This is a genomic window from Nocardia sp. NPDC050713, from assembly GCF_040654315.1.
Lineage (GTDB): Bacteria > Actinomycetota > Actinomycetes > Mycobacteriales > Mycobacteriaceae > Nocardia.
This window is the reverse complement of sequence record NZ_JBFAHS010000001.1, coordinates 1-23,359: the sequence shown is the minus strand read 5'-3', so window position 1 is coordinate 23,359 and position 23,359 is coordinate 1. Positions and strand designations below refer to the sequence as shown.

19 protein-coding genes and 1 pseudogene are annotated in these 23,359 nt (G+C 67.6%); 8 read left to right on the top strand and 12 right to left on the bottom strand.

What is annotated here, in order from left to right; genetic code table 11:
• The first annotated feature begins 41 nt into the window (after nucleotides 1–41).
• Nucleotides 42–644: a cysteine hydrolase gene (locus tag AB0H49_RS00100; protein WP_357245482.1), complete on the top strand. Its 603-nt coding sequence runs from the start codon at nucleotides 42–44 to the stop codon at nucleotides 642–644.
• 322 nt (nucleotides 645–966) lie between these two features.
• Here the strand turns inward: AB0H49_RS00100 and AB0H49_RS00095 are convergent, their stop codons facing one another.
• Entirely contained in the window at nucleotides 967–1,542 is a 576-nt protein-coding gene (locus tag AB0H49_RS00095) for a helix-turn-helix domain-containing protein (RefSeq protein ID WP_354998364.1), read from the bottom strand.
• Between the two features lie 107 nt (nucleotides 1,543–1,649).
• Here AB0H49_RS00095 and AB0H49_RS00090 point away from each other — a divergent pair, with 107 nt between their 5' ends.
• On the top strand, nucleotides 1,650–2,336 hold the full coding sequence (locus AB0H49_RS00090) for a methyltransferase domain-containing protein (protein ID WP_357245480.1): 687 nt from the start codon (nucleotides 1,650–1,652) through the stop codon (nucleotides 2,334–2,336).
• 33 nt (nucleotides 2,337–2,369) lie between these two features.
• On the opposite strand, the gene AB0H49_RS00085 is transcribed toward AB0H49_RS00090, so the two are convergent.
• The 3 genes from AB0H49_RS00085 to AB0H49_RS00075 are packed head-to-tail and all read right to left on the bottom strand — an operon-like array spanning nucleotide 2,370 to nucleotide 6,256.
• A complete protein-coding gene (locus tag AB0H49_RS00085) occupies nucleotides 2,370–4,742 on the bottom strand; it encodes a lysylphosphatidylglycerol synthase domain-containing protein (protein WP_357245477.1) in 2,373 nt (790 codons plus the stop codon).
• 43 nt (nucleotides 4,743–4,785) lie between these two features.
• Nucleotides 4,786–5,511: an SDR family oxidoreductase gene (locus AB0H49_RS00080; RefSeq protein WP_354998367.1), complete on the bottom strand. Its 726-nt coding sequence runs from the start codon at nucleotides 5,509–5,511 to the stop codon at nucleotides 4,786–4,788.
• On the bottom strand, nucleotides 5,498–6,256 hold the full coding sequence (locus AB0H49_RS00075) for a 2OG-Fe(II) oxygenase (RefSeq protein WP_357245473.1): 759 nt from the start codon (nucleotides 6,254–6,256) through the stop codon (nucleotides 5,498–5,500). Before AB0H49_RS00075 ends, AB0H49_RS00080 begins: the two co-directional genes overlap by 14 nt.
• 118 nt (nucleotides 6,257–6,374) lie before the next feature.
• On the opposite strand from AB0H49_RS00075, the gene AB0H49_RS00070 reads away from it, so the two are divergent.
• Complete coding sequence (locus AB0H49_RS00070; protein ID WP_357245470.1) at nucleotides 6,375–6,962, top strand: GDSL-type esterase/lipase family protein; 588 nt, start codon at nucleotides 6,375–6,377, stop codon at nucleotides 6,960–6,962.
• 66 nt (nucleotides 6,963–7,028) lie between these two features.
• Here the strand turns inward: AB0H49_RS00070 and AB0H49_RS00065 are convergent.
• Nucleotides 7,029–7,391 (bottom strand): annotated as a pseudogene (locus AB0H49_RS00065) (AarF/UbiB family protein); the annotation flags it as partial.
• Nucleotides 7,392–7,660: 269 nt separating this feature from the next.
• Between AB0H49_RS00065 and AB0H49_RS00060 the strand changes: the two are divergent.
• Together AB0H49_RS00060 and AB0H49_RS00055 are read left to right on the top strand one after the other, a co-directional pair.
• Nucleotides 7,661–8,437, top strand: a complete 777-nt coding sequence (locus AB0H49_RS00060; protein ID WP_354998371.1) for a GntR family transcriptional regulator — start codon at nucleotides 7,661–7,663, stop codon at nucleotides 8,435–8,437.
• Nucleotides 8,438–8,904: 467 nt separating this feature from the next.
• Entirely contained in the window at nucleotides 8,905–9,882 is a 978-nt protein-coding gene (locus AB0H49_RS00055; RefSeq protein ID WP_354998372.1) for a DUF5996 family protein, read from the top strand.
• Here the strand turns inward: AB0H49_RS00055 and AB0H49_RS00050 are convergent, their stop codons facing one another.
• From AB0H49_RS00050 to AB0H49_RS00030, 5 genes are all read right to left on the bottom strand, one after another.
• Nucleotides 9,883–11,001 (bottom strand): nitronate monooxygenase family protein, encoded by a 1,119-nt coding sequence (locus AB0H49_RS00050; protein ID WP_354998373.1) that lies wholly within the window; start codon nucleotides 10,999–11,001, stop codon nucleotides 9,883–9,885.
• Nucleotides 11,002–11,310: 309 nt separating this feature from the next.
• On the bottom strand, nucleotides 11,311–12,672 hold the full coding sequence (locus AB0H49_RS00045) for a wax ester/triacylglycerol synthase family O-acyltransferase (protein ID WP_357245465.1): 1,362 nt from the start codon (nucleotides 12,670–12,672) through the stop codon (nucleotides 11,311–11,313).
• A 133-nt stretch (nucleotides 12,673–12,805) separates the two neighbouring features.
• Nucleotides 12,806–13,456, bottom strand: a complete 651-nt coding sequence (locus AB0H49_RS00040) for a class I SAM-dependent methyltransferase (protein ID WP_357245462.1) — start codon at nucleotides 13,454–13,456, stop codon at nucleotides 12,806–12,808.
• A gap of 28 nt (nucleotides 13,457–13,484) precedes the next feature.
• Entirely contained in the window at nucleotides 13,485–14,375 is an 891-nt protein-coding gene (locus tag AB0H49_RS00035) for a DMT family transporter (protein WP_357245459.1), read from the bottom strand.
• A 235-nt stretch (nucleotides 14,376–14,610) separates the two neighbouring features.
• Entirely contained in the window at nucleotides 14,611–15,192 is a 582-nt protein-coding gene (locus tag AB0H49_RS00030; RefSeq protein ID WP_354998377.1) for a TetR/AcrR family transcriptional regulator, read from the bottom strand.
• A gap of 82 nt (nucleotides 15,193–15,274) precedes the next feature.
• On the opposite strand from AB0H49_RS00030, the gene AB0H49_RS00025 reads away from it, so the two are divergent.
• Nucleotides 15,275–16,195, top strand: a complete 921-nt coding sequence (locus AB0H49_RS00025) for an ABC transporter ATP-binding protein (protein WP_357245456.1) — start codon at nucleotides 15,275–15,277, stop codon at nucleotides 16,193–16,195.
• A gap of 2 nt (nucleotides 16,196–16,197) precedes the next feature.
• A complete protein-coding gene (locus AB0H49_RS00020) occupies nucleotides 16,198–17,907 on the top strand; it encodes a hypothetical protein (RefSeq protein ID WP_357245453.1) in 1,710 nt (569 codons plus the stop codon).
• A 144-nt stretch (nucleotides 17,908–18,051) separates the two neighbouring features.
• Here AB0H49_RS00020 and AB0H49_RS00015 read toward each other — a convergent pair whose 3' ends face one another.
• Together AB0H49_RS00015 and AB0H49_RS00010 are read right to left on the bottom strand one after the other, a co-directional pair.
• On the bottom strand, nucleotides 18,052–19,764 hold the full coding sequence (locus tag AB0H49_RS00015; protein ID WP_357245450.1) for a cutinase family protein: 1,713 nt from the start codon (nucleotides 19,762–19,764) through the stop codon (nucleotides 18,052–18,054).
• Nucleotides 19,765–19,889: 125 nt separating this feature from the next.
• Nucleotides 19,890–20,255, bottom strand: a complete 366-nt coding sequence (locus tag AB0H49_RS00010; RefSeq protein WP_357245447.1) for a hypothetical protein — start codon at nucleotides 20,253–20,255, stop codon at nucleotides 19,890–19,892.
• Nucleotides 20,256–20,768: 513 nt separating this feature from the next.
• Here AB0H49_RS00010 and rpoB point away from each other — a divergent pair.
• Nucleotides 20,769–23,359: DNA-directed RNA polymerase subunit beta (rpoB, locus tag AB0H49_RS00005; protein WP_357245444.1), on the top strand; the 2,591-nt coding region annotated here is incomplete at its 3' end.

The window sequence follows — 23,359 nt, the reverse complement described above, 5'->3', positions numbered from 1 at the left end:
AATCGGCCACACGCGCGGCGCGGATGCGTGAGGATCGAGGCATGGCGATCCCCCCCATCCGCGCCGCCGTGCTGGCCCTGCACTGGCAGGTGAACATCGTTCGGCCCGAGGGCTTTTTCGGTCCGATGCTGGCCGGGCCGGTCGCGGCCAGCGGCGTCGTGCCGCGCGCGGTGGACTTCCACGACGCGGCCGCCGAAGTCGATCTCCCGGTGATCTTCACCCGGTTCACCATCCCCGTCGGCGAGGGCGCTCTGGTGCGCAACACCGGTTTCATGCGGTCGGTCGGCGCGGCGCAGACCGAATTCCGTCCGGAATCACCGGGCGCGCAAGTCATCACGGAGATGAAGGATCAGCCGAGCGCGATCTACGACAACCAGAAGCTGTCCGGGCTCGCGGGTAGCGCCCTGCCCGACTGGCTGACCGAGCACGGCCTGGACACCTTGTTCCTCACCGGCGTCGCCACCAATCTCACCGTCGAGCAGACCGCGCGCCACGCAACGGATCTCGGCTTCACAGTTCATCCGATCGCCGACTGCGTCGCCGCCGCCGACCCCGCCGCCCACGAGGCCGCGCTCGCCAACCTCGAACTCGTCACCGCGGGCTGCCTGACCGCCGCCGAGGCCCTCGATCGCGTCCGCCGCTGAAGCCGGACCCGGCGACCAACCGCTGCTTGCCGACACCCGCTCGGCCGGGAACTGCCGGACGCGGTCCACCCGATCCCACCTTCACCGCCAGGCGCAGCAGTCGTGCGGCAGGACGCCAAATGCAGACCGCTCGTCACCCTCGGCGTCCGCCGCGGATCCACGGATCGGCTCGAGTGCGCCGCCCCGAGGCGTACGAATGCGCCTTGCCGCCACGGTGATTCAGCGGAGAATGTGAGAGCAGCGCGGTCCCGCAGCCGTGGCGTAGACGGCCGCGCGGTGGTCGACCGCCGCTCCGGAGTTCGGCCGAGCTAGTCGAGCTGATTCAGCGGATTCGATCGGCCAGTCCCGGCCCGATCAACCCCGCCACACGCCGATAGGCGACCTCCGCCGGAATCGGCGGTTCCGCGTCGGCGATCGCGCCGAGCGTGCCGACCACGCCCCAGGACAGGAAGTTCACCATCGCCGTGAACTCCTCGTCGTCCATGTCGAACCGCCCGGACAGTTGTTCGGTGAGCACCCGGCCGACCATGCCGCGGGTGGCGCGCAGCAGCTGCCCGCCCGCCTTGCGCCCCAGTAGCGCGCGGTACACCTCGGGATTCTCCGCGGCCAGTTGGAAGAGCGTGTAGACCGGTGCGAGCGGAGCCGAGGGCGGTGGTGCGGCGGGGTCCTCCGGGCGGGCCGCGGTGATGGCGGCGCGCAGGTATTCGGTGCTGCTCACCAGCAGCAGGTCGTCCTTGTCGCGGAAGTGCGCGTAGAAGGTGGAGCGTCCGACGTCCGCGCGATCCAGGATGTCGCGCACCGTGATTCGCTCGTAGGAACGTTCCAGCAGCAGTTCGATCAGCGCCCGGTGCAACGTCGCCCTGGTCCGCCGCACCCGGCGGTCGATTGTCTCGTTCATCATCTGTTCCCGCGTTTCCGGACGGATCGGGCGGTGTGGTCCCGAACCGGACGGATTCCGTACTTCTGCTTCTGGTCGCCGCGGCGACCACCTTCGATCATGAACATATGTCCGGAAACGCACAACAGTCCACAAACGACCAAGCCGCCGAGATCGGCCTGCTCATCACCCGTCCGCGCGGCTACCGCTTCGTCCGCTCCGCGTTCCTGCTCGGCCGCGGCCGCGCGCAGAATGCCGCACTCATCGCCCGCAGCGGCGCCGCCCCTGGCGACCGCGTGATCGACATCGGCTGTGGTCCAGGCGATTTCGCCCGCGCCACGGCCGCCCGCGTCGGGGACACGGGCGAGGTCGTCGGACGCGACCCGTCACCGCGAATGATCGCCTACGCCACCGCCCACGCGAAACTGCCGAACTGCCGTTTCGAACTCGGTCCCGCGCAGACCCTCGACCACCCCGATGCCTCGTTCGACCTGGTGACCTGCACGTTCGTCATGCACCACATCCCGGAGACCCAGCGCGAAGCCGCCCTCGCCCACATGTACCGCGTGCTGCGCCCCGGCGGCCGACTCCTCCTCGCCGACACCCACCCCGCCGGGCGAGTCCTGCCGAAACTCATCCGCACGATGTCCCGCTTCGCCGCGCACCGCACCGGCGACGCGGCCGGACAGCACGCCGACCCGCTCGCCGCCATCGACATCCGCCGCTACCGAGAACCCTTGTCGGCAGCGGGGTTCCGCTCGATCGAGTTCGAGATCGTCCCGCCGCTCGCCGGAGTCCTGCTCGCGACGAAGTAGCGGCGGCGCAGCGAACGCCAGTCCGGCGATAGCTCAGATCATGTTCTTCGCGGTCATCCACCGCATGGTGAACCACCCGCAGAACACCGGCAACCAGCAGGTGAGGACGCGGTAGAGCAGCACCGCGGGCACGGCGATGTTCGCGGGCAGTCCGAAGGCGGCCAGGCCGCCGATCAGCGCCGCCTCGACGGCGCCGACGCCGCCGGGTGTCGGGGCGGCCGAGGCGAGCGTGCCGCCGATCATGGTCACGATCGTGACGGTGACGAACGTGGTGCCGCCGCCGAAGGCCTCGACACTGGCCCACAGCGCACCCGCCATGCCGAGCGTGATGGCGGCGCAGCCCGCGACGATGATGGCGAACCGCTTCGGGTCCCTTGCCAGCTGGCCGAGCTCGCCGAGCACTTCCTGAAGCTGGGGCCGAACCGAATTGTTCAGCCAGCGCCGCAGTTTCGGCACGAACATGAAGGTGCCGATGATGCCGACGCCGACACCCGCGGCCAGATACAGGACGAGCGGATCCGGCACGAAATGCGAGAGGTCCGCCGAGGTACCGGCCACGATGCTGAACAGGATCAACAAGCTGAGGTGGGTGATCACCTGCACCGCCTGCTGCAGCGCGACGGCCGCCGTCGCCCGCACCGCGCCGAGCCCGCCCTTCTGCAGGAACCGCACGCTCAGCGCGAGACCGCCGACGCGCGCGGGCGTGGTGGTCGCGGCGAAGGTGTTGGCGATCTGCATGATCACCAGGTTGCGGAAGTTCACCATGCCGGAGGCGCAGGCCCACAGCGCGGCCGCGGCGCCGATATAGGTGAGGCTGGAGACGGCGAGCCCGAGCAGCGCCCACCACCAGTTGGCCGTCCTCAGCTGGGTGAAGAAGGTCGGGACCTGGCTGATGAACGGGTACGCCACGTAGACCAGGCCGATCAGCAGCACCAGCTGAATGATCTGGTTGCGGGAGAACCGGGTGATCTGATCGGCCTCGATCCGATCCTTGCCGGTCTGCTCGCGCACCTCGTCCCGGGTTTCGGCGACGATCGAACCCCACTCCGGAATCGAGACCCGGATGCCGGACGGCATGGCCGACTTGGTCAGGCGGCGGGTCGCGGTGAGCACGGTCTGCTCGCCGAGCGCGTCGATGGCGGCGCGCACCGCGGACTCCTTGCCGTAGACCGCGGCCGTTGTGACCAGCAGCTGCGCGATGTCGGACTGGATCTGGGTGTCCGACGCGCCGAACTCGGCATTGCCGAAACCGCTGAACAGCACGGCGTCCTCGGTGACGCGGATGTCGTCGGGACGCAGGTCGCCGTGCGCGATCCGGCCGGTGTGCAGCGCGTCGAGCGCCTTCCAGACCGTGGGCAGCCGGTCGATCGGGGTCTCGGCGATCGACGCGCCGCCGGAGTCGGTATGCGCGTAGAGCATCCAGCCGCGATCCAGCGCGGCCACCGCGACCACCTGCTGACCGGCGAGTTCGAGGTCGCCCGCGGCGATCGTCATCAGCGCGCGGTGCTCGACGGCGCGGTGCATGGAGCCGTGCAGCGCGCCGGTCTCGCTGCTGCGGAAGGTCAGCCAGCGCCAGAACATGCGCAGCGCGCTGTGGCTGCGCTGGTTCTTGCCGTACATCTCGACGGTCAGCTCGCGCTCCGGACCGGTCACGGCGGCGGCGAGCACCAGCGGACCCGACCCGGCCGGTCGCACCACGGTGAATCCGGTGACGGTGTGCCCGCGCTTGGCGAGCACGCGCACCGCGGCGTCCAGCGGCACCTCCAGCGCCGGGGTGCCGACCACCCAGACGATCACCGCGCCGACCAGCCAGCCCACCGCGAGCCCGAACATCGCCCGCGCGGGCACCACGGTGCTGACCACCAGGTGGATCGGCGCGAAGGCGAGCAGCAGGAACCACCACCAGCGGCGCGGCTTGGTCGGCAGCCACGGGCTGGAGACCGTGAGCACCGCGGCGAGCATGGCGATCCAGCGCGGGTCGTCGAGGAATTGGGAGAGGAAGGTGTCGAGCCGATCGGGCACCTGCAGGTGCCACTGCGGCGCGGAGATGCCGGTCCCGGTGATGGAGAGCAGCAGCCCGGCGACCAGCCCGGCCGCGGCGTAGCCCGCGAGCAGCTTCCACTGCCTGCCGATGATCAGCTCGATGAGGATCGCGAACGGCAGGATGAGGATCGCGATGCCGTAGATCAGGTAGATCAGATTGGACTGGTCCGGGGTGAGGAAGTCGACGATGTTGGAAACCGAGCTTTCCAGCGCGAGCCATTCCGGCCGGGTGATCACCGAGGCCGCGATGATCACACCGAGCCACAGCGCAGCGAACATGACCCGGACGATGTCCGTGGTTCGCCGGATCAGCGGCTGCAGGAGACTACCCGTTACCGGGATCTCCCGCCCGTCGACTCGCATGTGTTCACCCTGCCAGAGGCGGCCCCGCGGCGGCCCGGCGGGCTCAATTGGCGACGACGCTGTACACGCCTCCGGTCATGGCGCCGGTGTCCAGTTCGAGGATCGCCTGCAACACCTTCTCCGTCGGCACCCGGGCCGGGAAGCTGTCGGGAGCCACCGCGTTGGCGCGGACGCCGAACTCCGCGAATTCCGCGGCCAGGTGCCGGGTCAAATGGTTCAGCGCCGCCTTGGAGGCGGCGTACACCGCCTGGCCGCCGGGATAGACATTCGAGCCGGACAGACTGGAGACGTTGACGATGTTGCGGTTGCGCGCGCGGTTGCCGTCGATGTCGTGCATCCAGCCGCGCTGCGCCAATCGGGCCGAGAGCCGCAGCGGCACACCGACGTTCAGCGCGAACTGGGGCTCGAAGTCGTCGATCGCGGTGTCGCCGTCGACGATGCCCTGCGGATGCAGCCGCAGGCTCGCGGCATTGTTGACCAGCAGGTCGACGCCGCCGAACTTGGCGAGCGCCAGATCGATGACCCGGTCGACCTCACCCGGCGCGGTGAGATCGGAACGGATCAGGAAGACCCGGGAATCGTTCTCCGGCACCGTGCCCTGCGGGTCGAAGGGATCGACGAACCACTCGTGCTGCGAGGGCGTCGCCGGTACGCGGGTGCCGCAGACGGCGACGATGTCGTAGGCGGTGTAGAGGGCACGGCAGAACGCGTCGCCCAAGAGGCCGCCCGCGCCGGTGAGCAGGCAGACCCGTCGGTTACCACTGGACAATGCGGTCTCCTCCCCAACGCTGGATCGCGTCGTCCTTCGGCCGGTGCAGCCACATCACGATGCTGCTGCGCGAGGCTCGGTTGTAGCCGAGGTAGGTGTGCCAGGACCGCGGCGTGCACTCGAAGATCACCATCGAGTTGTCCAGCGGCGGCACCGCGAGCGTCGGCGCCGGGTCGGCGATATTGGCGTACAAGCCGGTCTCGCCGCCGTCGCCCGGCTGCCATCCCGGATTGCCCAGGTAGAACAGCAGCGCGACCGCGCGCACCGTCTCCCGCGCGGTGACGCCGTCGGACTTCGCCCCCGTCTTGGTGTTGACGCTGGGGTCCGGCAGACGCACCTCGTCCGGGCCAGGGGCCGGGCCGGCGAACCACGCCGGATTCAGGTCGTTGTGCGGCCAGCCCGCCGGGCTGTCCGGCGAATGGTGGTGGATCGAGCCCTCCACGTCGCCGGTGACCTCCACCCCGGCCACCGACGCGATGAGGTCGTGCCATTCCCGCGAGGTGAACAGCGCGAGCGGTCCGTCGCGCAGTTCGGCGAGCGGAATTCCGCTGGCACTGTAGTTGTCGGCCACCCGCGAGAACGCGCTGGATCGCGCGTCGAGCACCCGCTGGTATTCGTCGGCCAGTCGCTTGTAGAAGTCCTCCACGAAGACGTCGCGCACGTACACGTGCGGAAACGGCCCCGATCGCCGGATCCAGCGCCGATGCGCGAACAACTCCGTGAACCACGCGGGCGCCTGACTCACCGTTTCCCCTGACAACGTCACTCCCTCCCGGACGAACACGCCGATCTTATTGCCTTCGCCCGGCGAATTTCGAGCGGCCGGAATTCCGCAGCGCGACAGTGCACGAGAGGATCGACCGGTGGCTCGTGATCTTCGCATCTGCTTCGTCGGTGACTCGTTCGTCGCGGGTGTCGGCGATCCCCGCTGCCTCGGCTGGGTCGGCCGCCTCGGCGCCGCCGCCATGCCGTTCACCGGATACAACCTCGGCGTGCGGCGCGAGACCTCGGCGGACATCGCCGCGCGGTGGGAAGCCGAGTGCGCGCCGCGGCTGCCCGAGGGGACCGACGCCAGGGTGGTCCTCTCGTTCGGCGTCAACGACACCGTGCTCGAAAACGGCTCGCCGCGGGTGGATCCCGACGACTCGGCGACCAACCTGACCGCCGTGCTGGCGCGCGCCGCCGAGCGTGGCTGGCAGACGATGATCGTCGCCCCGCCGCCCGTCGACGGCGACGCCCACAACGCCAGGATCGCCCACCTCGACGACCGCTTCGCCGAGATCTGCGCCGCGGCCGGAACGCAGTACGCCCGCGTGCATCACGAACTGCGCGCGAACGAGGTGTGGATGCGGGAGGTGCGCGAAGGCGACGGCGCGCACCCGAGCGAAGCCGGTTACGACGCGATCGCGGCGCTGATCATGCCGGTCTGGCTGGAGTGGTTGTCCCGCTGAGTGTTTCGGAGTTCCAGCCGCTTCTGGTCCAGGAATCCAGCAGTGTCCCAGACGGGAATCCAGCGCTCATTTCGGGAATCGGCGCAGGTCAGCCCAGGAAACCTGCGCCGAGTCGGCATCGCGAATCAGGCAGATCGCGGCCGGAGCAACCGGCGCGGCGCCCACCGGACCGTGCGCGATCTCGTCCAGTTCCGGGTACCAGCGCGCGAGCTCGGCGCGATACGGGCCCTCGGTTCCCGTCACCGCGGCGCGGCCGCCGGGATACATCACCTTGACCGCGACCGGTGTCCCGTCGCGCCAGACCGCGCGGTGCACCTGGCCGATCGAGGCGGCCGCCGCGCGGCGCTCGTCGAATTCCCGGAAATGCCAGCGCCAGTCCGGGCCCATGCTCGCCGTCATGGCGGCGTCCACGGCGGCGGGAAGCATGGCGGGGGTGGCGTCCGACGACCCGCGTAGGCCACCGGCACTCCGGCCAACCGGGCAGTGCGTATCGAACGACGGACCGGAGGCACACCATCGTCCGGCACCGCGAAAAAACGTCTACCTGGGGATTCGGTACCCGAATGCGCGGGCGGGCGGCGAATGGCCATGAATCACCTCACACTGTGCGCGGATCGGTGTTACACAGATGCAGTCTCGTACAGCAGGGCTTAGACTGTCTGGGACGTAATGGGAAAACAGTCGAAAGGTGGCATCCGATGGGATCCCAGACGGTAGTCGCCGACGTTGCCGACGAGCTGGCGCGCCGGGTTGCCGCGGGGGAATATCAGCCGGGGGATTTGATGCCGTCGGTCCGCCAGGTCGCCGAAGAATTCGATATGAATCGCGCGACCGCGCAGTTGACCTTGGGCAGGCTGGAATCGTATGGATTCGTCGAGGCGCGTCGCGGTAAGGGTTTCACCATCCGCGATGTGCGGGAGGCGGGCGGCCTCGACGTGTACCGCCATCTGTTCCGCTTCTCGGTGCCGATGCCCGACGTCGCGATCGAGATGTTCCACGACATCGTCGACGTGCAGCGCGGCATCGTCATGGAGACGTTGCTCGCCTACACCGCGAGCGAACAGGAGATCGACCCGGCCGAGCTGAAGGCGGCCATCGACGAACTGGAAGCCCTTGCCCGCCTGGAGGTTCCGGACTACCGGCAGATCCTGGCCATCGAGGTCGCTCTGGTCCGGCGTTTGCTGACCGCGCTCGGACTGAGCATGCAGCGGGCGATCCTGAACACCATCGGCGAGATGGTGCTCGAGGTGCCCGAGGCGATCGAGGCGTACTTCGCCGGCGCGGCCGACCTGCACGTGCTGGTGTGGCGGGCGCTGGTAGCGGTGTGGGAATCCGGCTCCGGCCCGTCGGAGGCGCAGCTCGCGCTGTTCGAGGACCTGTTCGGGATGTACCACGACAAGGTCATCGCCCGGTTCGAGGAACTGCTCGGCGGCGGCGAAGCCGAGGTCGAGGAAGCGCACGCAGCCACCGCCTGATCCGGCGAAACGTACAAAACGGGCTGTCTGAGTCCAGTCGTCCCGGGCGGTCGCGCGATCCGCGGCCGCTCGGAACTTGGTCACTTATTCATTACTTATCCCGATCAATAGCGTCTGAGACAGATATTCTAGATCTGGCTGGACGGCATCGCCGACGCGCTCGGGGCAACCGTTGCCGCTGTCCGATCACGGGGAGGCGTGGTGGGTGCGGCCGGATACTCGACCGCGTGCGGTGACCCGCGGATTCGGCGCCGACGCTCACGGTGCCGGGCCGTCCCGTCATCGGACTGGCGGGGGCGGGTGTACCTGCTCGTAGTGTGGATCTCCGGGCGAGTGCCCACCAACGGAAAAGCACGGCCTGCCGGTGTGCCGGCTCCGCACTGTGCACGTGTCGGTGACTGTTTGCCGAATCGGGTGGGCCGCGCGATTTGCCAGCGCATTGCCGGAGTCGGTCGTACCGTTTGGTCATGACCGAGTCAGCAGAATCGCTGCCCGCCATACCGCTGGAATCCTGGCGTCCGACCAAGGACACGCTGCACCGTTTCGCCCAGGTGGTCGGCAAGGTCGCCCTGGCCAAAGGCATCCGCCGCAACCACTGGTGGCACATGACCTTCCGGCTGACCGCCCGCGGCTGGACCACCGTTCCGCTCGGCACCGCGCGCAACGGGCCGGTGTTCACCTGCTCCTTCGACTTCTTCGACCACGTCCTGCGCATCGCGACCGATCGCGGCGTCGAGGTGGAGATCGACCTGCTTCAGCAGTCCGTCGCCACCTTCTACACCGATGTGATGGGCGGACTCGGCGACCTCGGCATCCAGGTCGTCATGCCGCACCCGCACCCCTTCGATCTGCCCGACTCCGACCGGCCGTTCGAAGAGGACACCGACCACGCCGCCTACGATCCGGACAAGGCGCGCAAGGCTTTTCGCGTGTCGAGCCAGGTCGGGCGGATATTGGAGGAGTTCAGCGCCACCTACTCCGGCAAGATCAGCCCCGTCCAATTGTTCTGGCACACTTTCGATATCGCGGTGCAGCGGTTCTCGCCACGGCAGATCGACATGCCCGCGACCGTCGATTCGGTGACCCGCGAGGCCTATTCGCGCGAGGTGATCAGCGCCGGATTCTGGTTCGGCGACGACAAGGTCCCCGAGCCGACCTTCTACTCCTACGTCGCACCGGAACCGGACGGACTCGCGGACCGGACGCTGAAGCCCGCGGGCGCGCGCTGGGTCGCCTCCGGCTCGGGCCATTCCGCGTACTACCCCTACGACGCCGCGCGCCGCACCGGTGACCCGGTGGGCGCGGCGCTGGAATTCTTCCAGTCCGTCTACGCCAACGGCTCCGAGCTCGCCGGATGGGATGCCGACCGGCTGGCCTGCTGGGGCGGCATCACCGATCCGGTGCTCGAGCAGAAGGCGGCGCGCTGGCCGGAATGGCCCGCGTGATCAGCCGTTGAGCTTGTTGAGACGATCGCACGCCTCGACGTACTCGTTGATCAGCCGCTGGACCACATCGGCGGAGCGCTCCACCTTGGTCATCATGCCGACCACCTGACCGACCGGGTTGAAGTTGACGTCCTTCGCGGCCTCCGGGTACCGGTGGCCGCGCTTGACGCCGTCCAGCGCCACCATCATCTGCAACGGCATCGGCAGCGGGTCCGGGGTCTCGGCCGACTCCCACGCGTCGGTCCAGTCGTTGCGCAGCATCCGGCACGGCTTGCCGGTCCACGAGCGCGAGCGCACGGTGTCGTGGCTGCTCGCGTCGATGTAGGTCTGCATCTGCGCGGGCGGCACGTTGGCCTCCTCGACCGTCAGCCACAGCGAGCCGGTCCACGCGCCCGCCGCACCCATGGCCATGGCTGCCGCGACCTGGCGGCCGTCGCCGATGCCGCCGGCGGCGAGCATCGGCATATCGCCGATCGCGTCGACGACCTGCGGCCAGAGCACCATGGACGAGATCTCGCCGCAGTGCCCGCCGCCCTCGGTGCCCTGGCAGACCACGAAGTCCAAGCCCGCGGCCTTGTGGTTGAGCGCGTGCTTGACCGAACCGCACAGCGCGCCGATCAGCCTTCCGGAACCCTGGATCTGCTCGATCACGTCGGCGGGCGGCGTGCCGAGCGCGTTGGCGACCAGCTTGGCCTTGGGGTGCTTCAGGATGACCTCGATCTGCGGGGCCACCGTGGTCGCGGTCCAGCCGAGCAGCTGGTTGTGATGCTCCTCCGCGGGCAGGTGCGGGACGCCGTGATCGGCGAGGATCTTCTCCGCGAAGTCGCGGTGGCCCTGCGGCACCATCTCGCCGAGCTTGGCTTCCAGCTGCTCGGGGGTCAGGTCGTCGATGCCCTTGCCCTCGTACTTGGAGGGGATCACCAGGTCGACGCCGTACACGCCGTTGACGTGCTCGTCCAGCCAGGCGAGCTCGACCTCGAGCTGCTCGGCGGTGAAGCCCACCGCGCCGAGGACGCCGAGCCCACCGGCATTGCTGACCGCGGCCGCCACGTCGCGGCAGTGGGTGAAGGCGAAGATGGGGAACTCGATCCCCAGCCGGTCGCAGATTTCGGTACGCATCGGGTGCTGGTCTCCCTTACCTACGCCGTGACCGGATCGCAGCGGCCGCGGACGTTCTAGAACGGGTTACATAGTTGCCGCGCGGGCTTCGCCTCGCGGGCGACGGACTGCCGCCCCGACCGGCCGAATCCGCCGCATGCCGCGGGTATCGCCATGCCGCGGCAGCGTCGTCGTCGACCGATGGGGCACCATAGATTGACAGTAACACGTTCTAGTTTTGTCGCGGTACCCCCAGCGCTCCCGTGCGCAGACGGCGCACCAGCAGACGGTCTCTTCCCGTTGCGGATACCCACGCAGAGAACCACGCCATCAGCAGGCAAACCCGCCAATGTTCTCCAGCTCGGCGAGCGCGCCCTCCAGGTGGTCGAGCATGCGGTGGAGCTGTGGCACGCTGCGGCGGCAGCCGACCAAACCGAAGTCCAGGTTGTCGGCGTTCGAGGTGAGCGTGATGTTCACGGCTTGGCCGTCGAACGGGATGGAGAGCGGGTAGATGGCGTCGAGCCGGGCGCCGTTCCAGTACATCGGCTCGCGCGGACCGGGCACGTTCGAGATGACGATGTTGAACGGCGGTGTGGTCCACGGGATGAGCGCGGGCACCAGGTTCAGCGCGATCGGGCTGACCATCAGCGCCGAGAGCGCCATCGACTGCACGGGCGAGAGTTCGCTGTAGACCTCTTTGCTCTTCCGCATGGACTCGCTCACCGTCCGCAGCCTGGCGATCGGGTCGGCCAGATCGGTGCCGAGGTTGCACAGCAACGCGCCGACCTTGACGCCGTTGGTCTCGGTGTCGTCCGCCGAGCGCAGCGACATCGGCACCATGGCGATCAGCGGCTTGTCCGGCAGCGCGTCGCGTTCGGCCAGGTAACTCCGCAGCGCACCCGACGACATCGCGAGCACGACGTCGTTCATCGTGGTCCCGGTCGCCTTGCGCACCTGCTTGATTCGCTCCAGCGGCCAGGAACGAACGACCGAGCGCCGGGCACCACCGATGGGCACGTTGAACATGGTCTTCGGCGCCTCGAACGGCAGCGTCACCTGCTGTTCGCGCAGCGCGATGCGCGCCGCGCGAAGCAGCGGCGAGGCGGACGCGGCGGCGGAAACGAGAGTCCTTGCCGCGCCGAGCAATCCGGAATTGGACGACTCTTTCTTGCGTCCCGAACGCGGCAGGTTCCATGGCACCCGCGCCTCGCTCGAGGTCGGGTCGTCGGTCAACGTGCGCTGCAACAGCCGCTGCGCCGAGACTCCGTCGATCAAGCCGTGGTGCATCTTCGAATAGAGTGCGAAGCGGCCGTCTTTGAGCCCCTCGATCAGGTGGATCTCCCACAGCGGACGGTGCCGGTCGAGCAGGGAGCTGTGCAGCCCGGAGGCCAGCTCGATCAACTGCCCATGGGTGCCGGGCGCGGGCAGCGCGATGCGCCGCACGTGGTACTCCAGCTCCACCTCGTCCTCGAGCGTCCAGGCCAGCTGCGGCGAGCCGAGCAGATTGGCCGGGCGCTTGCGGAAGGTCGGATGAATCTCGCGGCAGGACAACAGCTTTTCGTGCGTCTCCCTGGCGAACTCCGGACCGGCCCCCTCCGGTGGTTCGAACAGCTGTAGCGAGCCGACGTGCATCGGGTGCTCGCGGGATTCGGCCAGTAGAAACACGGCATCAACCGGTGCGATGAGTTCCATGTATGAGTCGCCCCCTGACGACGGTGGAGATCTTGTGCAATGAACAATCGACCACGTTGTCGGGTGGGACGCACCACAGAAACCTGTGTACCCGTACCAAAGCTACCTGGGGTAGCCCAGGATGTGCGCGGAATCAGCCCACCGGATCGTCGACCTTCGCGACCATCAGGTACGCCTGATCGAACCGCTCGTCGGGGTCCGGCGCACAGACCATCCTGGCGATCACCGTGAAGCCCGCGTCGCGCGCCAGCTGGGCAAGCCGGTCGGGTGACCAACGGTAGGCCCGAGTCACCTTGTGGTCGAAGGCGAGCACGGTGTCCGCGGCGTCCGCCGCCTGGAACGCCAGCAGTGCGTGCCCTTTCGGCCGGAGTACCCGGTAGAACTCGTTCAACACGTGCGGCACCCGCTCCGGCGGCAGGTGGATGAGCGAATACCAGGCGACGAGTCCGGCCAACGCGCCGTCCTCGATGGTGAGCTCCTCCATCGACCCCACCTCGAAGCGCAGGCCGGGAAACTCGTTGCGCGCCAGTTCGATCATGCGCGGCGAGAGATCCATGCCGAAGGTCGGGATGCCGAGCGACTCGAGATGGGCGGCGATTCGGCCCGGGCCGCAGCCGATGTCGGCGACCGGACCGGAACCGTTGGCCAGCAGCCGCTCCGCGAACGCGGCGAGGACCGCGCGGTCGAACGGCTTGGTCGCCAGGTTGCCGCGGGCGAATTCGGTGTAGAGCTCGGCCATGTCGTCGTAGGCCGTGCGGGTGGCGTCGACATCGGCATGGGTCAAACCGGAACTCCTTTGCGCGAAAGGTGTCTCATGGCGTCGCGGAGAGCGCGGGGTCGTCCTGCGGAGCGGCGGCGCGAGACTGCCGTGTTCCGAGGAACGATCCGAGCACTACCAGCGGAAATCCTATCGCCATTCCCGCGGTCAGCGGTTCGTTCAGCAGCGTAACGCCCAGCATGATCGCCACGGCGGGATTGATGTAGGTGATCACCGTGGCCCGCGCCGGACCGACCTCGCCGATCAGCGCGAAGAACAGCAGGAACGCCGCCGCGGTGCAGACGATCGCCAGGCCGAGCACCGACAGCGAGGCGTCCGCGGGGAAGTGCTCGGGTCTGCGCAGCGCGGCGAACGGCACGTAGAGCACCGCCGCGAGCAGCAGGGAGGCGGTGACCACGCCCATCGGCGGCAGATCCGCCAGCGAACGGTTGATGACGATCGGGCCGACGGCATAGCCGATGGTGGTCAGCGCGATGGCGCCGATCGCCGCCGGATTCGACAGATCCACATCCAGGCCGACCAGCGCGGCGACGCCCGCGAAGCCGACGACGAGGCCCAAAATCCTTCGCGCGTCGATGGTTTCGTGCCCCATACGGGTCACGATCAGCACCGCGATCAGCGGCACCGCCGCGATCAGCAGGCCGACGGTCGAACTGTTGAGCGTGGTCTCGGCGTACCCGATGAGGAACCACGGGCCCGAGATCTCCACCATTGTGTAGAGCAGCAGCGGTCGCCAGCGTCGCAAGACCGGTCGCAGCGCGTCGGTGTACAGCGCGATCGGCAACAGCAACAGACCGCCGATCAGCGTCCGGCCGAACGCCACGAACACCGGGTCGAAGTCCTCGACCGCGACCGCGATCATCGCGTACGGCACGCCCCAGATCACGCCCATCGCCAGGAACAGCAGCCAACCGCGCTTGGTCATCGCGCTGTTCCCCGAGCCATCGCCACAGAATTCATGCTCTCGCTCGCTTTCGATCCACGAGGAGCCTAGCGGGTGATCCCATGATCCGACAGATCCGATTTCCATGGGCAGCCGGTATGTCGCTTCCGTTGGGCTTCCGGGCGATGTGCTGCGGAAGTCAGCAGTGCGGCAGCGACTTTCGCCAGCGCGGGCCGATCGGCAACCCGATCCGCCAGATCCAGGAAGTCGCGCGCGGTCAGGCGCGCGGGGTGCCCCACAGGTTGCGCAGCAGGACCCAAGCCTGATCCGGATCCGGCGTCCGACCCGCCTTCATCTCGGCGGCTCCCCAGCCGTCGACCGCGCGAAGGACGGCGGCCGTGGCGGCGACCAGCAGGTTGCGGTCGGTCTCGACGGTGATGATCCCGATGGTGATCCCGTTCGCGACGAAGTCGGCGATCCAGGACATGAACGCGCCCTGTTCGCGCAGCAGGAAGGCCGGATCGATCAGCGCGAGGTCGGCGGGGTGCGTTTCGATGTGGGCGCGCAGCCGCTGCTCGATGGTCTTCAGCTGCGACCAGAACTCGGCGTCGTCCGCGACCCGCCGCCACGTGCCGAGTACCTCCGCGAGGCGGACGGCGACGTCGTCGAGCGCGGTGTAGAGCAGGTCTTCGCGGCCGTCGAAGTAGTTGTACGCCGAGGATTTCGAGATGCCCGCCGCCGCGATGATCTGGTTGTAGGAGGCGGTTTCCACGCCGTCCTCCGCGAAGATCCGCTGCGCGACATCGAGGATGCGGCGTTGTTCGTCGGCGGGTAGCCGGGTGAAGCGGGGGAGCGGCATGGTCACATCTTAGGGCCTAGTCGTGCGCACCTCCAGTGTGTACCATCGGTGCACACCAACGTTCTGAAAGGTGGGTGCGGCCATGGCCGACGCCGTCATCGAGACGATCGGATTGCGCAAGCGGTTCGGCGACTTCACTGCCCTCGACGGACTCGACTTGCGGGTCGAGGCGGGCGAGGTGCACGGATTCCTCGGGCCGAACGGCGCGGGCAAATCGACGACGATCCGGATCCTGCTCGGATTGATCCGGTCCAGCGGCGGCACCGCGCGCCTGCTCGGCGGCGATCCGTGGCGCGACGCAGTGCGGCTGCACGACCGCATCGCCTACGTTCCCGGTGACGTCTCACTGTGGCCCGGTCTCACCGGCGGCGAATGCCTCGACGTGCTCGCCGCCGCGCACGGCGGCTTCGACCGCGCCCGCCGCGACGCCCTCGTCGAACGATTCGAACTGGATCCGGGGAAGAAGAGTCAGGACTACTCCAAGGGCAACCGGCAGAAGGTCGCGCTGGTCGCCGCGTTCGCCTGTGACAGCGAGCTGCTCATCCTGGACGAGCCGACGTCCGGGCTGGATCCGCTGATGGAGCAGGTGTTTCAGCAGACGCTGGCCGAACGCAAGGCCGAGGGCTGCACCGTCCTGCTGTCGAGTCACATCCTCGCCGAGGTCGAGGCGCTCGCCGACCGGGTCAGCATCATCCGGCAGGGGCGGACGGTCTCGACCGGGACGCTGGACGAATTGCGCCGTCACACAACGACTCACGTGCACGCGATCACCACCGCGCCGCCGGTGTTGACCGACGTGCCCGGGGTGAGTTCCGTTCGCATCGAGCACGACGGAGCCGGGTACGCGGTCTCCTTCGGCGTCGATGCCGGGCACGTCGGGGCGGCGATCGGCGCGCTGCACGCGGCGGGGTTGCTGTCGATCACCGCGAATCCGCCGAGCCTGGACGAATTGTTCTTGCGCAACTACGCGTCCGCCGAAGACGTCGAGACGGTGGGGGTGTAGCGGTGCGCGGATTCACGGTGATGGCGGGTGTCGGACTGCGCGGCAGCCGTCGGCAGATGCTGTGCTGGGTGCTCGGGCTCGCGGTCGTCTTCGCGGGGACGGTGTGGTCGCTGGACAGCCTGTATTCCACGCAGGCCGAGCTGGCGAGTTACCGGGCGGCCACCGAATCGGGCGCGGCGCTGTTCGCGATCAACGGCAGACCCTATGGACTGGACGATCTGGGTGGAGTCATCGCCTACGAATTCGGTTTCATGAGCGCACTCGCCTTTCCGCTCATGGGAATTCACCTGGTGACTCGGATGACGCGGCGCGAAGAGGAATCCGGGCGGGCGGAGTTGTTGCGTGCCGGATCGGTCGGCCGGGTTGCCGGACTCGCCGCGGCGGTGGCGCTGACCGTTTCCGCGCTGATATTGGTTTCCGTGTCCATGGTTGTCGCCTTGCTGGCGACGGGGCTGGAATTGTCTGGCGCGCTGCTCTATTCGGCGGCGCTGATGTCGCTCGGCTGCTGTTTCGCCGGAATCGCGGCGCTGGCGGCCCAGATCGTCGCGTCGGCGCGGAACGTCCTCGGAATCTGTCTCGCCGTGTTGATCGCGGCGTTCCTTCTTCGCGGCATCGGCGACGTGCGCGGCAACGGGCTGGTGTGGCTGTCGCCGATCGGCTGGGCGGAGCAGGCGCGCCCGTTCGGTGCGGCGCGGTGGTGGCCCGTGTTGCTGGCGTTGGGTTTCGCCGCGGTGCTGTTCGGCGCGGCCTGCTGGGTCGCGGGACGACGCGACCACGGCGCCGGGGTGCTGGCCGCCCGTCGCGGACCCGCCTCGGCGTCACCGATTTTGCTGCGGCCCTGGGGATTCGCTTTTCGCAGGCACCGCGGCGGCATCGTCGCGTGGAGCGTGATCGGCGCGCTGGTGGCCATCTCGTTCGGTGCGCTCGCCGACGCCATCCGCACCGTGATGGCGGACAACGCCGCCCTCCAAGACGTCTTCGGCGGCGGCAGCGCAAATCCGGATGCGTATCTGTCGTTCGTCGCGGTGCTGCTGGCTTTGATCGTCGCCGGTTTCGCGGTGCAAGGGGTCGGCCGGATCGCGGAGGACGAGCCGGGCGATCGGCTGGAACCCGTACTGGCCGGATCGGTTTCGCGAGCGCGGTGGTTGGCCGCCGAGGTAATCACCGTCGGATGCGGCACCGCCGTGGTCGCCACGGTGAGCGGATTCGCGCTCGGCGTGAGCGACGCGCTGGCAGTGGGCGATTCCTCGGCCGTGATGCGACTGACCCTCGCCACGCTCTCGTACCTACCGTCCGTTCTCGTGCTGCTCGGACTCGCGGTGGCGCTCTATGGAATTCGCCCTGCCGCTTTGTCCGCGAGCTGGGCCGCCTTCGTCGCCGTAGCCGTTATCGCGACCCTCGCCGACACGCTCCGCCTACCCGAATGGCTCCGCCACCTCTCTCCACTGGAATGGGTGGGCCGCACCCCCTCCGACGCCGTCTCCCCCTTGGCCTTGATCGCCTCCGCGACCCTGGCCGCCGCTTTGATCACCCTGGGCCTCAACGGTTTCACCACCCGCGACATCCCAATGCGCAGCGGCCCAGGTTTGCTCCGAACGCTGCGAACTGTACGCCTGTCCCGCCCTCTGCGAACCCACGCCGCCCCAGCCGACCTGCACGCGCCACCGCGGGATGCAGGCGCTTCCCACACATCTTTCACACGCCCCACATAGCCGGTGGCTATGCGAGGCGTCGAATGCTTATGTGGCACAGCGGTACTGCTCGCTCGTGAAGTGGAAGCGCACTGCCCAGGACGATCGTGAAGGCGTTGCCGGGAGAGGTCGGCGGCCGTTCGGTGGCCGTCGACCTCGCCCAGCTCACCTCGCGCCGGTGGTGGTCGGCGCGGGGATTTGCGTCGTAGTGGTGGGTGCGGTCGTGGTCGGCTGGGTGGTGGTCGGCGCCACGGGCTCAGCCGGTGCCACGGTTTGGGCGGGTGCCGCGACCGAGGTCCGCGCCTGCGGATTCGCCGCCTCCGGAGCCGTTGTAGTGCTGGAGGTTTCGGACGAGACCGGGGGCGTGGTGGTCGGCGCCGTGGTCGTCGATGTGACGGCGGCGTCGGTCTTCGTGGTCGTCGGCGCGGTGCTGGTGGTGGTCGGCGCGGCCGAGGTCGTCGTCGTGGTCGAGGCGGCCTTCGGCTTCGCCGTGGCGGACTCCACCGCCTCCCGCGCGGCGGCGAAATCGGTGGCATCCGGCTCGGCGGACTTGTCGACCGTCTCGCCCGCCTGCGCCTGCTTCGCCAGGTGGGTGAGCCACGCGGCCGCGTACTCGGCGGAGGTCAGCGGCCTGCCTTCGCCGGGGTTGGCGTCGCGCCAGTAGTCGAAGTGGTGGCCGGTGTGGTCCGGTCCGAGCGTCAGCTTGTACGGGTCGCTCATGATCACCGGGATGGTGTTCTGGTTGGTCACGACGAGACCGATGATCTCGTTCAGCACCTTCTGCGGCAGGTAAGCGAGCGGCGACATCTGATCGGTCGAGATCGAGTCGGCCTTCGCGGGCTCCTTCGGCTGCTGACCCGGCTTGTATTCCGGATCGGAGACCCGAAGCAGGACCTCGAGGAAGGTCTCGTCGCTCGCCATCCAGTTCGGCTGCGACGCGATGTCCGCGAACGCCGCCATCGCGATCTCCCCCAGAACCACGGCGACATCCATGCCGTTGGTCGGATTGAGTCCTTCGCGCTCGAGCTGGTCGACGTTGATCTGCCTGCCCACGTTCACCACGAGCTGCAACAGCGAGATGTTCTCCGGCGCGGCGCAGGTGAGATCGCCCTCGGAGCAGAACGACGCGATCTTGCCGTTCAGCTTGCCGAAGTCGCCGCTGGTACCGGGCAGCGCGCCCTGGCCCGAGACCGGCTTCCTGCCGTCCTGGTACTGCTGGTCGAAGCCGTCCGGGTTGCTGAACGGGTCCTTCGAGCCGGGGAACGGCCCGTCTCCGGCCGAGCGGCCCGAGTCGGCGAGGATGACGACACCGAGCACGTCGTCCGGATCGACGATCTGCTGACCGCCCTCTTCCTGGTGTCCGATGTTCATCGCCACGCGGCGGACCACGTCGGCGCCCTCGCTGTAGCCGACGATCGAGAACTTGGTGTCCGGGCAGGCCTGCGCGATCTCCCGCATCACCTGCTGGGTGTTCGCGACGCCCGCGTTGACGGCATCTTCGTAGGTGGCCATGTTCGCCGGATAGGCGATGTAGACCGCGGCGTAGGAGCCGGGGTCGACGTCGTCGGCCGGAGCGTTCACCACCGGGTCGACCCAGCGGCTGTTGTGGTCACCGGCCAGCGCGGCGGGCAACTCGTTGCCGTTGGCGTCGACCAGCAACTTCGTGGTCCCCGCCGTGGGAGTGTCACCGCGACCGGCGACCGAGATGGTCACCATGTCGTGGCACTCCGTGACGGAAGCCTTGAGTTGGGTGTCCGCCGTGTGCGGCGGCGAATCGATAGCGAACGACGCGGCGACTATCGCCGCCACGCCGAGAACTGCTGGTGCGGCAACGGCCGAAGCGATGCGATGCCGCGCGAAGAACTCGCGAAAAGCCATGTCCCGATCCCATTCCAGTACCGACAGGTGGGCTGGCCCCCCGACGGGCCATATGTCACCAAGCACGTCGTGGTTGGGATAGCGAGCGTTACTGTGATCGATTCGAGGGGTCGGTCAGGGGTGTCTCACTGGTGGAGCAGCTTGTCGGTGCCGCGCACCTGCCGACGGGCGGCGTAGGCCGAAGCGAGGAAGAGCGCTACCAGCCCGCCGAAGAGAGCCGCCTTCGCGTTGTCGTGTTCGAGCAGATGTGACATGGCTCCCAAGGCGTAGAGGGCGGCGAGGGCGAGGGCGAATCGTCCCCAAACCACGTAACCACGCCGATACGCCTGCAACCGTGGCACCCACACACTCCAGTTCTCCGGCAGCCTGCCGGACCGGACGACGCGACTCGTCTCCTGCCGCTCGTTCAGCCGCTGACTGCGACCCGTCCGCGCGAACCATGTCTGGGCGGCCCAGATGCCGCCGCCGACGACCGCGCCGGCCAGAACCATCCAATAAAGCACCGTGTCGACCTCCTGAGGGGAATGTTTCTCGTCCATCCAGGATCGGGCGCATCCGTCGATGGGCCTAGGCACCCCAGGGTGCCGGATCGCCACCACTCACAGGCATCGGCGCAGGTAGGCCGCTCGGGCAGATCGAATGCCGCGGACCTCTTTCACAATTGGCGCTCATGTGTGGCCGATTACCGCTAATGGCCTTGACGAATGGTATATCCGGATGTCACTATAAATACGGGAAGGCACTCAGCAATTGCGGTGCTTATTTATTTTCGCCCTCGACATCGGTCGAGTTCGGGTGTAATTTGAGACTTCGCGCCGGGTCGCGCGCTGTCCAACTCTCGAAATACGAAATGACTGTAGAAGTGGCGCTTGTCTGCGTGCCACTTTCTACCCGTTGTTGTCGAGTCATGTTCGGGCGGTGTCCAGCACGGTGCGCGATGTGAATACACCCCACAGGACAAGCAGATACCGTGACGACCGCGCGACCGGCGTGGGCGGCACGAGGTGCTGGAAGGACGCGTCTTGGCAGTCTCGAGTCAGATCAAGGTCGATGCCGGAAACCCCACCGATACCGCGAAAGCCGGGATCCCGAGGCGAGTCTCGTTCGCGAAACTTCGTGAACCCCTCGCTGTTCCAGGCTTGTTGGATGTCCAGACCGATTCGTTCGAATGGTTGATCGGTGCGCCCGCCTGGCGCGAACGGTCAGCGGCGCTCGGCGATTCACCCGAGGGTGGATTGGCGGAGTTGCTCGCCGAGATCAGCCCGATCGAGGACTTCGCCGCGACGATGTCGCTGACGCTCTCCGAGCCCCGTTTCGAGGAGGTCAAAGCCTCGATCGAGGAATGTAAAGACAAGGATATGACCTACGCGGCGCCGTTGTTCGTCACCGCGGAGTTCATCAACAACAACACCGGCGAGATCAAGAGCCAGACGGTTTTCCTGGGTGATTTCCCGATGATGACCGACAAGGGCACGTTCGTCATCAATGGCACCGAGCGTGTCGTGGTTTCGCAGTTGGTGCGTTCGCCGGGTGTCTACTTCGATCGCACCGTCGACAAGGGCACCGAGAAGGATTTGCACAGCGTGCGGGTCATTCCGTCGCGCGGCGCGTGGTTGGAGTTCGACGTCGACAAGCGCGACACCGTCGGCGTGCGTATCGACCGCAAGCGCCGTCAGCCGGTCACCGTGCTGCTCAAGGCGCTGGGCTGGACCGCCGCGCAGATCACCGAGCGATTCGGTTTCTCCGAGACCATGATGACGTCACTGGAGAAGGACAACACTTCCGGCACCGATGAGGCGCTGCTCGACATCCATCGCAAGCTGCGTCCCGGCGAGCCGCCGACCAGGGAGTCCGCGCAGACCCTGCTGGAGAACCTGTTCTTCAAGGAGAAGCGGTACGACCTGTCGCGCGTCGGCCGCTACAAGATCGGCAAGAAACTCGGCATCCACACCGGTGCCCGGGTGCTCACAGAGGAAGACATCGTCACGATCATCGAGTACCTGCTGCGTCTGCACGCGGGTGAGAAGGTGATGACCGCGCCCGGTGGCGTCGAGGTGCCGGTCGAGGTCGACGATATCGACCACTTCGGTAATCGCAGGCTGCGCACCGTCGGCGAGCTGATCCAGAACCAGCTCCGGGTCGGCCTGTCCCGCATGGAGCGCGTCGTCCGTGAGCGGATGACCACCCAGGACATCGAGGCGATCACGCCGCAGACGCTGATGAACATCCGTCCGGTCGTCGCGGCGATCAGGGAGTTCTTCGGAACCTCGCAGATGTCGCAGTTCCTGGATCAGCGGAATCCACTCGCGAGCCTCACCCAGAAACGTCGTCTGTCTGCGCTCGGGCCGGGTGGCTTGACCAGGGAACGTGCCGGTCTCGAAGTCCGCGATGTGCATTACAGCCACTACGGACGGATGTGCCCGATCGAGACGCCCGAAGGTCCGAACATCGGGCTGATCGGATATCTCTCGGTGTACGCGCGGGTCAATCCGTTCGGCTTCATCGAGACGCCATACCGAAAGGTTGTCGGCGGCAAGGTGACCGACGAGGTCGACTACCTCTCCGCCGACCAGGAAGACCGGCATGTCGTCGCGCAGGCGAACGAGCCGCTCGATGCCGACGGTCGCTTCGTCGCTGCCCGAATCGCGGTGCGCCGCAAGAACTCCGAGGTCGAACTCGTCGACTCCGCCGAAATCGATTACATGGATGTGTCTCCGCGTCAGATGGTGTCGGTCGCGACCGCCATGATCCCGTTCCTCGAGCACGACGACGCCAACCGTGCCCTCATGGGCGCGAATATGCAGAAGCAGGCCGTGCCGCTGATCCGTTCCGAAGCCCCGCTGGTCGGTACGGGTATGGAGTCGCGTGCCGCGATCGACGCCGGCGATGTCGTGGTGAACGAGAAATCGGGTGTGGTCGAGGAGGTTTCCGCCGACTACGTCACGGTCATGGCCGACGACGGCACCCGCAAGTCCTACCGGATGCGCAAATTCGCGCGGACCAACCAGGGAACCTGTGCGAATCAGCGTCCGATCGTGGACGAGGGTCAGCGCGTCGAGTGCGGCGAAGTGCTGGCAGATGGGCCCAGCACCGAGAACGGTGAGATGGCCTTGGGTAAGAACCTGCTGGTGGCGATCATGCCGTGGGAAGGCCACAACTACGAGGACGCGATCATTCTGTCGCAGCGCCTCGTGGAAGAGGACGTTCTCACCTCGATCCACATCGAGGAGCACGAGATCGATGCTCGCGACACCAAGCTGGGTGCCGAGGAGATCACCCGCGATATCCCGAACGTCTCCGACGAGGTGCTGGCGGATCTGGACGAGCGGGGCATCGTGCGTATCGGTGCCGAGGTTCGTGACGGTGACATCCTGGTCGGCAAGGTCACTCCGAAGGGTGAGACCGAGCTGACCCCGGAGGAGCGGTTGCTGCGGGCGATCTTCGGTGAGAAGGCGCGCGAGGTGCGTGATACCTCGCTGAAGGTGCCCCACGGTGAGTCCGGCAAGGTCATCGGTATTCGGGTGTTCTCCCGTGATGACGAGGACGACCTGCCGCCGGGTGTGAACGAGCTGGTCCGGGTGTACGTGGCGCAGAA